Origin of the sequence: Enterobacter sp. 5-4, from assembly GCF_000612205.1 — a bacterium.
In the GTDB taxonomy this organism is placed as follows: Bacteria; Pseudomonadota; Gammaproteobacteria; order Enterobacterales; family Enterobacteriaceae; genus Enterobacter; species Enterobacter roggenkampii.
Map to the genome: position 1 here is coordinate 549670 of NZ_JFHW01000019.1, position 13068 is coordinate 562737.

14 protein-coding genes are annotated in these 13068 nt (G+C 54.2%); 6 read left to right on the top strand and 8 right to left on the bottom strand.

Annotation, left to right across the window (positions count from 1 at the left end; all coding sequences use genetic code 11):
* Positions 1–43: 43 nt before the first annotated feature.
* On the bottom strand, positions 44–1978 hold the full coding sequence (gene ftsH, locus AA74_RS0113005; protein ID WP_013098921.1) for an ATP-dependent zinc metalloprotease FtsH: 1935 nt from the start codon (positions 1976–1978) through the stop codon (positions 44–46).
* Positions 1979–2080: 102 nt separating this feature from the next.
* On the bottom strand, positions 2081–2707 hold the full coding sequence (gene rlmE / locus AA74_RS0113010; protein WP_003861812.1) for a 23S rRNA (uridine(2552)-2'-O)-methyltransferase RlmE: 627 nt from the start codon (positions 2705–2707) through the stop codon (positions 2081–2083).
* A 127-nt stretch (positions 2708–2834) separates the two neighbouring features.
* On the opposite strand from rlmE, the gene yhbY reads away from it, so the two are divergent.
* Positions 2835–3128, top strand: coding sequence for a ribosome assembly RNA-binding protein YhbY (gene yhbY, locus AA74_RS0113015; RefSeq protein WP_003861814.1), 294 nt, complete (start codon positions 2835–2837; stop codon positions 3126–3128).
* Positions 3129–3279: 151 nt separating this feature from the next.
* Here yhbY and greA read toward each other — a convergent pair whose 3' ends face one another.
* Entirely contained in the window at positions 3280–3756 is a 477-nt protein-coding gene (gene greA / locus AA74_RS0113020) for a transcription elongation factor GreA (RefSeq protein ID WP_003861815.1), read from the bottom strand.
* 228 nt (positions 3757–3984) lie between these two features.
* Here greA and dacB point away from each other — a divergent pair, with 228 nt between their 5' ends.
* The 3 genes from dacB to pmrB are packed head-to-tail and all read left to right on the top strand — an operon-like array spanning position 3985 to position 7123.
* Positions 3985–5418 carry a serine-type D-Ala-D-Ala carboxypeptidase gene (gene dacB, locus AA74_RS0113025; RefSeq protein ID WP_023344983.1) on the top strand — a complete coding sequence of 478 codons (1434 nt, stop codon included), beginning with the start codon at positions 3985–3987 and terminating at the stop codon, positions 5416–5418.
* 2 nt (positions 5419–5420) lie between these two features.
* Entirely contained in the window at positions 5421–6083 is a 663-nt protein-coding gene (pmrA, locus tag AA74_RS0113030; protein ID WP_008501465.1) for a two-component system response regulator PmrA, read from the top strand.
* Positions 6080–7123 carry a two-component system sensor histidine kinase PmrB gene (gene pmrB, locus AA74_RS0113035; RefSeq protein WP_025912550.1) on the top strand — a complete coding sequence of 348 codons (1044 nt, stop codon included), beginning with the start codon at positions 6080–6082 and terminating at the stop codon, positions 7121–7123. Before pmrA ends, pmrB begins: the two co-directional genes overlap by 4 nt.
* Positions 7124–7157: 34 nt before the next feature.
* Here the strand turns inward: pmrB and cgtA are convergent, their stop codons facing one another.
* The 4 genes from cgtA to rplU form a co-directional block, all read right to left on the bottom strand.
* Positions 7158–8333, bottom strand: a complete 1176-nt coding sequence (gene cgtA / locus AA74_RS0113040) for an Obg family GTPase CgtA (protein WP_021242261.1) — start codon at positions 8331–8333, stop codon at positions 7158–7160.
* 15 nt (positions 8334–8348) lie between these two features.
* Positions 8349–9314 carry a DMT family transporter gene (locus AA74_RS0113045; protein WP_025912551.1) on the bottom strand — a complete coding sequence of 322 codons (966 nt, stop codon included), beginning with the start codon at positions 9312–9314 and terminating at the stop codon, positions 8349–8351.
* A gap of 96 nt (positions 9315–9410) precedes the next feature.
* Complete coding sequence (rpmA, locus tag AA74_RS0113050) at positions 9411–9668, bottom strand: 50S ribosomal protein L27 (RefSeq protein ID WP_004385076.1); 258 nt, start codon at positions 9666–9668, stop codon at positions 9411–9413.
* 19 nt (positions 9669–9687) lie between these two features.
* Complete coding sequence (gene rplU / locus AA74_RS0113055) at positions 9688–9999, bottom strand: 50S ribosomal protein L21 (protein ID WP_003025032.1); 312 nt, start codon at positions 9997–9999, stop codon at positions 9688–9690.
* A 257-nt stretch (positions 10000–10256) separates the two neighbouring features.
* Here rplU and ispB point away from each other — a divergent pair, with 257 nt between their 5' ends.
* Both ispB and sfsB read left to right on the top strand, forming a co-directional pair.
* On the top strand, positions 10257–11228 hold the full coding sequence (gene ispB, locus AA74_RS0113060) for an octaprenyl diphosphate synthase (protein WP_008501461.1): 972 nt from the start codon (positions 10257–10259) through the stop codon (positions 11226–11228).
* Positions 11229–11457: 229 nt separating this feature from the next.
* Positions 11458–11745 carry a DNA-binding transcriptional regulator SfsB gene (gene sfsB, locus AA74_RS0113065; RefSeq protein WP_008501460.1) on the top strand — a complete coding sequence of 96 codons (288 nt, stop codon included), beginning with the start codon at positions 11458–11460 and terminating at the stop codon, positions 11743–11745.
* Between the two features lie 60 nt (positions 11746–11805).
* Here the strand turns inward: sfsB and murA are convergent, their stop codons facing one another.
* A complete protein-coding gene (gene murA, locus AA74_RS0113070; protein ID WP_008501459.1) occupies positions 11806–13065 on the bottom strand; it encodes a UDP-N-acetylglucosamine 1-carboxyvinyltransferase in 1260 nt (419 codons plus the stop codon).
* Positions 13066–13068 lie beyond the last annotated feature (3 nt).

Here is a 13068-nt window from a genome sequence, read left to right on the forward strand (position 1 = left end):
CTCCAGGGTTTGAGGTACAAACAAACGCTTCAACAGCAGTGACTTACTTATCGCCCAACTGTTCTGACATGGTGTTGCCCGGGTTTGGCGTACGCGGTTCATCAACCGGACGCGGCGCACGCGGGGTGCCATTGTTGTCAGAGTTATTGGAAGCGCCTGGGTCTTCCCAGCCTGCTGGCGGACGCACTTCGCGGCGCGCCATCAGGTCGTCAATCTGCGGTGCATCGATGGTCTCATATTTCATGAGCGCATCTTTCATGGAATGCAGAATGTCCATGTTGTCATTCAGGATCTGACGCGCGCGACCGTAGTTACGTTCAATCAGCGCTTTCACTTCCTGGTCGATGATACGAGCCGTTTCATCGGACATATGTTTCGCTTTCGCGACGGAGCGGCCCAGGAACACCTCACCCTCTTCCTCTGCATACAGCAGCGGACCGAGTTTGTCGGAGAAGCCCCACTGCGTCACCATGTTACGCGCCAGGTTTGTCGCCACTTTAATGTCGTTCGACGCACCGGTAGAAACATGTTCCGGACCGTAAATAATCTCTTCCGCCAGACGACCGCCGTACAGGGTTGAGATCTGGCTTTCCAGCTTCTGACGGCTGGCGCTGATCGCGTCGCCTTCAGGCAGGAAGAAGGTCACACCCAGCGCACGACCGCGCGGAATAATCGTCACTTTATGCACCGGATCGTGTTCCGGCACCAGGCGACCGATAATCGCGTGACCCGCTTCGTGGTAAGCCGTGGACTCTTTCTGCGCTTCCGTCATCACCATGGAGCGACGTTCCGCACCCATCATGATCTTATCTTTCGCTTTCTCGAACTCCACCATCGACACGACGCGCTTGTTACCGCGAGCGGCAAACAGTGCAGCTTCGTTGACCAGGTTAGCGAGATCCGCACCGGAGAAGCCCGGAGTACCGCGCGCAATGATTGCCGCGTCGATATCTGGCGCCAGCGGTACGCGACGCATGTGGACTTTCAGAATCTGTTCACGACCGCGAACATCCGGCAGACCGACAACAACCTGACGGTCGAAACGGCCTGGACGCAGCAGCGCCGGGTCAAGTACGTCCGGACGGTTAGTTGCCGCGATAACGATGATACCTTCGTTACCTTCGAAGCCGTCCATCTCAACCAGCATCTGGTTCAGCGTCTGTTCACGTTCATCGTGACCACCGCCCAGGCCTGCGCCACGCTGGCGGCCTACGGCGTCGATTTCATCGATGAAGATAATGCACGGTGCTGCCTTCTTGGCCTGCTCGAACATGTCACGCACACGAGATGCACCGACACCCACGAACATTTCGACGAAGTCAGAACCTGAAATAGTAAAGAACGGCACCTTCGCTTCACCCGCGATGGCTTTCGCCAGCAGGGTTTTACCGGTACCCGGAGGGCCAACCATCAGCACGCCTTTCGGGATTTTACCGCCCAGCTTCTGGAAACGGCTCGGCTCGCGCAGGTATTCAACCAGTTCACCGACCTCTTCTTTCGCTTCGTCACACCCGGCAACGTCCGCAAAAGTGGTCTTGATCTGATCTTCCGTCAACATACGCGCCTTGCTCTTACCGAACGACATGGCACCTTTGCCACCGCCGCCCTGCATCTGGCGCATAAAGAAGATCCAGACGCCGATAAGAAGCAGCATCGGGAACCAGGAAATGAAGATAGAAGCCAACAGGCTTGGTTCTTCTGGCGGCTCGCCTACCACTTTGACGTTTTTGGTCAGAAGGTTATCAAGCAGCTTAGGATCGTTCACCGGGATGTAAGTCGTGTAACGGTTACTATCTTTCTTGGTAACGTTGATCTCACGTCCGTTGATACGCGCTTCGCGAACCTGGTCCTGATTGACCTCCTGCAGGAAGGTAGAATAATCCACCTTGCGGCCATTCGACTCGCTGGGCCCAAAGCTCTGGAATACTGACATCAGCACAACGGCAATGACCAGCCAGAGTATTAGGTTTTTCGCCATGTCACTCAAGGGATTAACCTCATATTACAACTGTGTTAAAAACAGCGTCAGGATACTCTATATCCAGTTTCATTCAAACTTTCGTCTGAAATCTCCCGGTTATCATTTTCGCCCGGTCGCTACAATATACACTTCACGGGAACGGGCCCGGGAAGAGTCCGGCTTACGAACTTTGACCTTCGCAAACAGGGAGCGAATTTCCTTAAGATACTCCTCGAAACCTTCGCCCTGAAACACCTTCACAACAAAACTACCACCAGGCGCTAGTACATCACGACACATTTCTAACGCTAGCTCCACCAGATACATGGCGCGGGGGATATCCACCGCCGGTGTTCCGCACATATTTGGTGCCATATCTGACATGACAACCTGGACCTTACTGTCACCTACACGATCAAGTAACGCTTTCAGCACTAATTCATCACGAAAGTCGCCCTGAAGGAAGTCGACACCGACGATGGGATCCATTGGTAAAAGATCGCACGCGATGATTCGGCCCGTTCCGCCGATCTGCGTTACCGCATACTGGGACCATCCTCCAGGTGCCGCACCGAGGTCAACAACCGTCATCCCCGGCTTAAAAAGTTTGTCACTTTGCTGTATTTCATCAAGTTTAAACCAGGCACGGGAACGCAACCCCTTTTTCTGTGCCTGTTGAACATATTTATCGCTAAAGTGTTCCTGAAGCCAGCGGCTGGAGCTGGCAGAACGCTTTTTACCTGTCATTTAACATTTCCGTCCTGGTTCATCGTTACTTGCCTGTGACGTAAATTTCTACGCAGCTATTTGGCGATATTAGGGAGATGGCGGTAGAATGAACCGTTTTCAATCCCAACGTAAGCAAAAATATACGATGAATCTGAGTACTAAACAAAAACAGCACCTTAAAGGTCTGGCACATCCGCTCAAGCCTGTAGTGATGCTTGGCAACAATGGTTTGACCGAAGGGGTGCTTGCCGAGATTGAACAAGCGCTGGAACACCACGAGCTGATCAAGGTGAAAATCGCCTCTGAAGACAGAGACACTAAAAACCTGATCGTGGAAGCCATCGTGCGCGAAACCGGCGCCTGTAATGTACAGGTCATCGGTAAAACGCTGGTGCTCTACCGCCCATCTAAAGAGCGTAAAATCTCGCTGCCACGTTAAGGATATCCTGAATTAAACACATTTTCTGTGTGAAACGAGGGATTTCTGTCAGCAGGCGAGCAAAATGCCATGCTCCTTGAGTTGATAAAAGGCCGCTACGCGGCCTTTTTCTTTTCTTTACAATGTATCAACATCTTAGTAGAGAAGCGAATTACAGGTATTCGACCTTAATAATTTCGTATTCCACTTCACCGCCCGGGGTGCGGATGGTGACAACATCGTCCTGCTCTTTGCCAATCAGGCCGCGAGCAATCGGTGAGTTCACCGAAATCAGGTTCTGTTTGAAGTCAGCTTCATCATCACCCACGATGCGATAGGTCTGCTCTTCGTCGTTGTCCAGGTTCAGCACGGTAACGGTTGAACCAAAAATCACACGGCCATTATTCGGCATTTTGGTGATATCGATAACCTGTGCATTGGACAGTTTTGCTTCGATATCTTTAATACGCCCTTCACAGAAGCCCTGCTGCTCACGCGCGGCGTGGTATTCAGCGTTCTCTTTCAGGTCGCCATGCTCACGCGCTTCCGCGATAGCGGCGATGATTTCAGGGCGACGTACGGATTTCAGAAAATCCAGCTCTTCGCGCAGTTTTTCGGCACCACGTAAGGTCATCGGAATAGCTTGCATTTGTTATACCTCTTAAACATTCCTGTTGGGAGCAGTGTTCCCTGCTCCAGCCCACCTGAACAGGCCAGAAGCAAAAAGAAAACCGACCCGGGAGCAACGCCCCAGGTCAGCAGCAATTTTTCAATTTGATACGCATTTTACCGCGAAGTTCACTATGGGTCATCGTTTACTTTGCAGTGCCATGCACCGTAGTATGACGGTTTGTTTTCGGGTTGTTAGCGCGAGATTATGCGATTTTCCAGTTTTATCATCGGATTGACTACCAGTATAACGTTCACCGCCCAGGCCGCGAATGTTGATGAGTACATTAATCAGCTTCCCGCAGGCGCGAACCTTGCCCTGATGGTGCAGAAGGTTGGCGCACAGGCTCCCGAGATTGACTATCACAGTCAACAGATGGCGCTGCCTGCCAGTACCCAAAAGGTGATCACCGCCCTCGCCGCTCTGCTCCAGCTCGGGCCTGACTTCCGTTTTACGACCACCCTTGAAACCAAAGGTAACGTTGAGGGTGGCGAACTGAAAGGCGATCTTATCGCCCGTTTTGGCGGCGATCCAACCTTTAAACGCCAGGATATCCGCAATATGGTTGCGGCGCTGAAAAAAACCGGCGTGCAGAAAATTGATGGCAATGTGCTGATCGACACGTCCATCTTTGCCAGCCACGACAAAGCCCCGGGCTGGCCGTGGAACGATATGACGCAGTGCTTTAGCGCCCCGCCCGCCGCCGCGATTGTTGACCGCAACTGCTTCTCGGTTTCGCTTTACAGTGCGCCAAAGCCGGATGATTTAGCATTTATCCGCATCGCGTCCTACTACCCGGTCACCATGTTTAGCCAGGTTCGCACGCTGGCCAAGGGTTCCCCCGATGCCCAGTATTGCGAACTGGATGTGGTGCCAGGCGACCTTAACCGCTTCACGCTCACCGGCTGCCTGACGCAGCGCGCCGATCCGCTGCCGCTGGCCTTTGCAATACAGGATGGCGCAAGCTATGCAGGCGCCATCCTGAAAGATGAGCTGAAACAAGCGGGAATAACCTATTCCGGTACCCTGCTTCGTCAGACGCAGGTCAACCAGCCCGGCACGGTCATCGCCAGCAAACAGTCTGCGCCGCTGCACGATTTACTGCGAATTATGCTGAAAAAGTCGGACAACATGATTGCCGATACGGTGTTCCGCATGATTGGCCACGCCCGTTTCGGCGTGCCGGGAACCTGGCGCGCGGGCTCAGACGCGGTGCGTCAGATTCTGCGCCAGCAGGCGGGGATCGACCTGGGTAATACCATCGCCGTCGATGGCTCCGGCCTGTCGCGCCATAATTTGATCTCTCCGGCCACGATGATGCAGGTGCTTCAGTACATTGCACAGCATGACACTGAGCTAAACTTTATTTCAATGCTGCCGCTGGCCGGACATGACGGTTCACTGCAGTACCGCGCAGGGCTTCACGCTGCCGGCGTGGATGGCAAAGTCTCCGCGAAAACAGGCTCACTGCAGGGGGTTTACAACCTTGCAGGCTTCATCACTACCGCCAGCGGACAGCGTATGGCATTCGTGCAGTATCTTTCCGGCTATGCCGTCGAACCGACCGATCAGCGCAATCGTCGTATTCCGCTGGTTCGCTTCGAAAGCAGGCTTTATAAGGACATCTACCAGAATAACTAGCGATGAAACTACTTATAGTTGAAGACGATCTGTTATTGCAGGAAGGGCTGGCGCTGGGGCTGGCCAATGAAGGGTATGCTCTCGACTGTGCAGGCACCGCAGCAGAGGCGGATGCCCTGATCCAGAGCGGCGAATACAGCCTGGTGATCCTCGATTTGGGCTTGCCGGATAAAGACGGCGCCACGCTGCTCAGCCAGTGGCGACGTCGCGGCATCAACAATCCCGTCCTGATCCTGACGGCACGTGATGCCATTGAAGATCGTATCACCGGCCTCGATGCAGGCGCAGATGATTATCTGGTGAAGCCTTTCGCGCTCGCGGAGCTGCAGGCACGGGTGCGAGCGTTGATTCGCCGTTATCAGGGCCATAGTGATAACTTACTGACCGACGGCGACATTACGCTGAATTTGCAAACCCAGCAGGTGCTGCAACAGGATCAGGCCGTAGAGGTCACGCCAAAAGAGTTCGCCTTGCTTACGCGTCTGATCATGCGCAGCGGGCAAACGGTACACAGAGAAACGCTCCAGCAGGATATCTACTCCTGGCAGGACGATCCCGGGTCAAATACCCTTGAGGTCCACATCCATAATCTGCGGCGTAAGCTCGGCAAAGACAGGATCAAAACCGTTCGCGGCGTCGGCTATCGTCTGGAGAGCCAGAAATGAACAGCATGCGTCGGCGTCTGATGGTACTGCTGGCGGTCATTCTCCTGTTTTTCCAGCTGATAAGCGTCATCTGGCTATGGCATGAAAGCCGTGAACAGATTGGTTTTCTGGTCAACGAAACGCTGTCAGCGAAAGCGCGCAATAATCACGTTGAGAAAGAGATACGCGAAGCGATTGCCTCGCTGCTGGTCCCTTCTCTGGTGATGGTTGGCTTTACCCTGCTCTTCTCTTTCTGGGCGGTCACCTGGATAACCCGGCCGCTGAATAAACTCCGCGCCAGCCTCGCTAATCGTTCAGCCGATAACTTAACCCCGCTTCCCATGTATTCCGACATGGAAGAAATTGGCGCGGTGACGACCTCCCTGAACCAGCTGCTGGCCCGGCTGGATAGCACCATTCAGCAGGAACGTCTCTTCACTGCAGACGCCGCTCACGAGCTGAGAACGCCTCTTGCTGGCATCCGGCTCCATCTGGAGCTGATGTCGCAGTCAGGTGCGCCACAGGCCGCCACGCTGATTAGCCGTATCGATCAGCTCATGCATACCGTCGAACAGCTGCTGATGCTGGCCCGGGCCGGACAGGCCATGGCGAGCGGACACTACGAAACCGTGAACTGGACGGAAAATATCATTGAACCTCTCGGCCTGGGGCATGAAGCCAAAGAGCATACGGTGATTTGGCCCGCTAAAAGCGCGCTCACGGTTCAGGGAGACGCCGTTCTCCTGCGCCTCATGCTGCGCAACCTGCTGGAGAATGCCGGGCGCTACAGCCCGGCAGGGACAACGATTACAGTGACATTAACCGAGGTCGACGGCGGGACGCAGATTAGCGTTATCGATCAGGGTCCTGGAATTGATGAAGCGCACCGACAGTCAATTACCGAGCCGTTCCGCCGTCTTGACCAGCGCTACGGAGGCAGTGGGCTGGGCCTGAGCATCGTGCAGCGCATCCTCCAGCTCCACCACGGCAGGCTAACGCTTGAGAATGGCGCTGAAGGTGGCTTAATCGCCAGCTGCTGGCTGCCCGCAACGCTGGAATAAAAAAAGCCCCCATAACGGGGGCTTTGAACAGCAATTAGTGCTTGTAGATGAACTCGACGCCTTCTTCGTCGTCTTCATCCCAGTCATCATCCCAGTCTTCATCGTCTTCTTCCGCTTCCAGCTCTTCGAGCTGCTGGCGGTGGTAGTCATCCCACATGAATTCGACTTTTTCAGGCTGTTTGACTTCTTCCGCCTGAACAATTGGGTTCTCAATGATGAAGGTCATCACATCCCAGCACAGATCTTTCACGCCAACCTGGCTTGCCGCAGAGATCAGGTAGTATTTATCTTCCCAACCCATTGCTTCAGCAATGGCTTTCGCTTTTGCTTCCGCTTCGGCTTTGTCCATCAGGTCGATCTTGTTGAAGACCAGCCAGCGTGGTTTGTTCGCCAGTTTCTCGCTGTATTTCTCCAGCTCGCCAACAATGATGCGGGCGTTTTCAACCGGATCGGAACCGTCGATAGGATCGATATCAATGAGGTGCAGCAGCACGCGGCAGCGCTCAAGGTGTTTCAGGAAGCGAATACCCAGACCCGCCCCTTCCGCGGCGCCTTCAATCAGGCCCGGAATATCGGCGACCACGAAGCTCTTCTCGTTATCCATACGGACAACGCCCAGGCTTGGTACCAGCGTGGTAAACGGATAGTCAGCCACTTTTGGCTTCGCCGCAGAAACCGCGCGAATAAACGTCGATTTACCTGCGTTTGGCATACCCAGCATGCCCACGTCAGCCAGAAGCATCAGTTCCAGCTGCAGGTCGCGCTTATCGCCCGGCGTACCCATCGTTTTCTGACGCGGCGTACGGTTAACGGAAGATTTGAAACGGCTGTTACCCAGACCGTGCCAGCCGCCTTTCGCCACCATCAGGCGCTGACCGTGTTTGGTCATGTCGCCCATGGTTTCACCCGTCCCCTGGTCAATCACACGCGTACCGACCGGAACTTTAATGGTGACGTCTTTACCGCGTTTCCCGGTACAGTCACGGCTCTGGCCGTTCTGGCCACGTTCAGCGCGGAAGGATTTTTCGAAACGGTAGTCGATCAGCGTGTTGAGGTTCTCATCCGCCTCCAGCCACACGTCACCACCATCCCCACCGTCGCCGCCATCAGGACCGCCACGAGGGATATACTTTTCACGGCGGAAGCTCACGCAACCGTTGCCGCCATCACCAGCCACGACCAGGATCGTCGCTTCATCAACAAACTTCATTTTACTCTCCGTAACTCATTCGCCTGAGCGGGGGACTACTACAACCGCTTCATTTTTGCGCCAACGTCCCCAAAGACGATGACCAATGGCGGAATACATCGCGCCCGCAACCACGACAAACGCACCGAGATAACCCAACAGGTTGAGCATCGGTCTGACGAAGACATCGGGCCAGGCCATTGATAACAAATCTGAAAATAACAGCGTAAACAGCGGGGTAAGCGTGATCAACGCGCTCACCTGTGCTGCCTGCCAGCGCGCCATCGCTTCGGCCAGCGCGCCATAACCGACCAGCGTGTTCAGCCCACAAAAAATGAGGCACGCCAGTTGCCAGTCGCTAAGCTGGGTAATCACGCCCGGCTTCGCTAATGGCAGCAATGCCATTGTACACAAAGTGTACAGCAAAAAGAGGATCTGCTGTGAGGCAAGCCGACGCAATAACACCTTTTGCGCGACGCCATAGCTCACCCAGACCGTTGCTGCCCCCACACCGAAAATGACACCCCATGTGTAATCCGTCAGGCGGGTAAAAATCTCGATCAGACTGGTGTTGAAGAACATCACCAGACCGCACAACAGCATGCTCGCCCCGATAATCTGCGTACCGCGCATCTTCTCCTTGAGGATAAAGACGCTGGCGACCATCATGCCCACCGGCGAAAGCTGACCAATCACCTGCGACGCCGTGGGGCTGAGATATTGCAGGGAAGAGCTGAACAGGATGAAGTTACCGAACAGACCGCCCGTCGCGATAGCCAGCAATACCAGCCAGCGCGGTTTACGGAAGAGCCGCAAGGGTGGAAGCTTACCTTTGATGGCCAGAATCGCCCCGAGGCCGATGCTTGCCATCAGAAAGCGATAAAAGACCACCGTAGGCGGCTCCATCACTTCCAGTACCTGCTTCATTGCAATTGGCAGCGCACCCCAGCACATTGCGGTTGTGAGCGCCAAAAGAATTCCTATGCCGGCCTGCTGCTTCATGCCCGTTTTCCCTACAGAAAAAATTACCGGGTTTCCAATGTAAAAAGCCCCGCAACAGGTTGCGGGGCTTTAATCCGTTACCGGACCGAGAAAACCTTACTCAGCAACGATGCTGATGTATTTACGGTTGTTCGGGCCTTTAACTTCAAATTTCACTTTACCGTCTGCTTTAGCAAACAGAGTGTGGTCACGACCGCAACCTACGTTGTTGCCAGCGTGGAATTTGGTACCACGTTGACGAACGATGATGCTACCCGCCAGAACGGATTCGCCACCGAAACGCTTAACGCCCAGGCGTTTAGCTTCTGAATCGCGACCGTTACGTGTGGAGCCGCCAGCCTTTTTATGTGCCATTTAAATCTCTCCTCAGGTCTTAGGCGCTGATGCCAGTAATTTTCACATCAGTGAACCACTGACGGTGGCCCTGCTGCTTACGGTAGTGCTTACGACGACGAAACTTAACGATTTTAACTTTCTCGCCACGACCGTGTGCAACAACTTCAGCTTTGATAACGCCGCCATCAACGAAAGGAACGCCGATTTTGACTTCTTCACCGTTTGCGATCATCAGAACTTCTGCGAACTCAACAGATTCGCCAGTTGCGATGTCCAGCTTTTCCAGGCGAACGGTCTGACCTTCGCTTACTCGGTGTTGTTTACCACCACTTTGGAAAACCGCGTACATATAAACTCCGCTTCCGCGCACGTCCTCGTATGAATCAGAGTGCGCTATAAATATTCACAATAGGGCGCGAATATTACGCAAAACGCGAGCCTTTGACAAGTGCTACCGTCAATACATGAAGAAAAAAAACACAACACGTACGGTAACGTTTATCTGAGCCGTTTTTTCAGTACAATCAGCACTACTATTGATAAACCGAAACCCTTCGTTACCCCATTGAAGATGGGATCAACAGGATAAAAAGCCCGGCTTTTGCGATGAATTTAGAAAAAATCAACGAGTTAACCGCGCAAGATATGGCGGGTGTGAATGCAGCAATCCTGGAGCAACTCAACTCTGACGTTCAGCTGATCAATCAGTTGGGCTATTACATTGTCAGCGGCGGCGGTAAACGCATTCGTCCGATGATTGCTATTCTGGCTGCCAGAGCCGTTGGCTATCAGGGAAATGCCCACATCACTATCGCCGCGCTCATCGAATTTATCCACACGGCGACGCTTCTGCACGACGATGTGGTGGATGAATCGGATATGCGTCGTGGCAAAGCCACGGCTAACGCCGCGTTCGGGAACGCAGCCAGCGTCCTGGTGGGGGATTTTATCTATACCCGCGCCTTCCAGATGATGACCAGCCTGGGTTCCCTGAAAGTGCTGGAAGTGATGTCCGAAGCCGTAAACGTCATTGCTGAAGGCGAAGTGCTCCAGCTGATGAACGTCAACGACCCGGACATCACTGAAGAAAACTACATGCGCGTCATCTACAGCAAAACCGCGCGCCTGTTTGAAGCGGCGGCCCAGTGTTCCGGCATTTTGGCGGGCTGTACCGAAGCGCAGGAAAAAGGCCTGCAGGACTATGGCCGCTATCTGGGCACAGCCTTCCAGCTGATTGACGATCTGCTGGATTACAGTGCGGACGGCGAGACGCTCGGCAAAAACGTTGGCGATGACCTGAACGAAGGCAAACCGACCCTGCCGCTGCTCCACGCCATGCGTAACGGAACGGCCGACCAGGCGAAGATGATCCGTGAAGCGATTGAGCAGGGAAATGGCCGCCATCTTCTGGAACCTGTACTGGAAACCATGGCAATCTGCGGATCGCTCGAATGGACGCGTCAGCGTGCAGAAGAAGAAGCCGACAAGGCCATCGAGGCCCTTCAGGTCATTCCAGACAGCCCATGGCGCGAAGCACTGATTGGCCTTGCCCACATCGCCGTTCAGCGCGACCGTTAATCTCCCTTTTTCTCCCCGCGAACCTGGCGGGGAGATTCCAGTACACACCAGTAAATTCCGCGTTCATGTAAATTCATCGGTTTAGAGACCGCATGAATAAAGCCATGTCTTATTCTGAATATTCCTTCAAGTAACGCGAACTTTTTAGAACAAGAGTTCGAAATGGGTATAGTAAACCCGTCGTTTCAGAAGAAACGGCGTAGGTGAATCCGAACTTAAGGACGGCGTTATGGATACGAAATTTATCGACTGGCACACGGCTGATATTATTGCCGCACTGCGCAAAAAAGGCACTTCACTGGCAGCAGAGTCCCGCCGCCATGGACTGAGTTCTTCAACTCTGGCAAACGCCCTCACCCGCCCCTGGCCAAAAGGAGAATTAATTATCGCAACGGCGCTGGACACGCATCCGTGGGTGATTTGGCCTTCGCGCTACCACGATCCTGTCACCCATGAATTTATCGACAGATCGCGCATGATTCGCCAGAGAAAAGTAAAAAAAGAATCGCAGGAATAAGGTTTTTTTGACAGGAACAGCAACCCCCCGGTCATTTCTGGCAGGGGGCTGCCGGAACGATTACTCGCCCTTCACACGCTCGATATTGGCACCCAGCGCGCGCAGTTTATCTTCGATACGCTCATAGCCACGATCGATGTGATAAATACGATCCACGATCGTTGTGCCTTCCGCGATACAACCCGCCAACACCAGGCTGGCAGACGCACGCAGATCGGTTGCCATCACCTGAGCACCGGACAGTTTCTCAACGCCGTGGCAAATCACGGTATTACTTTCGATCTCGGCACGTGCCCCCATACGGATCAGCTCCGGTACGTGCATAAAGCGGTTCTCGAAAATGGTTTCCGTGATAAAGCCGGTCCCTTCGGCGACCAGGTTCAACAAGGTGAACTGTGCCTGCATGTCAGTTGGGAACGCCGGATGCGGTGCCGTACGCACATTGACCGCTTTTGGACGCTGTCCATGCATATCAAGGCTGATCCAGTCTTCACCGATTTCGATATCCGCGCCCGCATCGCGCAGTTTCGCCAGCACCGCATCCAGGGTATCTGGCTGCGCGTTGCGACAAACAATTTTCCCGCCAGAGATCGCAGCAGCGATCAGGAAGGTACCGGTTTCGATACGGTCCGGCAGTACGCGATAGACACCCCCGCCCAGACGCTCAACGCCTTCGATGGTGATGCGGTCGGTACCCTGACCGGAGATCTTCGCACCCAGCGCCACGAGGAAGTTGGCAGTATCCACAATCTCCGGTTCACGCGCGGCGTTTTCGATGATCGTGGTCCCTTCTGCCAGCGTTGCCGCAGACATAATGGTCACCGTTGCACCCACGCTCACTTTGTCCATAACAATGTGCGCGCCTTTCAGACGACCATTGACGGACGCTTTAACGTAGCCTTCTTCCAGCTTGATCTCTGCGCCCAGTTTTTCCAGGCCAAAGATGTGCAGGTCAACCGGACGCGCACCGATAGCGCAACCGCCCGGCAGCGAAACCTGACCCTGACCGAAACGCGCCACCAGCGGGCCAAGCGCCCAGATGGAAGCACGCATGGTTTTCACCAGATCGTAAGGGGCAGAGAAGTTATTCACCTTGCTGGCGTCGATCCAGACGGAACCGTTACGCTCGACTTTCGTGCCCAACTGGGTGAGCAGCTTCATGGTGGTGTCGATATCTTTCAGCTTCGGTACGTTCTGAATCTCTACCGGCTCTTCCGCGAGCAGTGCAGCAAAGAGGATGGGCAGCGCGGCGTTTTTCGCGCCAGAAATTGTGACTTCGCCCTGGAGACGCGTTGGCCCCTGTACACGAAATTTATCCATGGT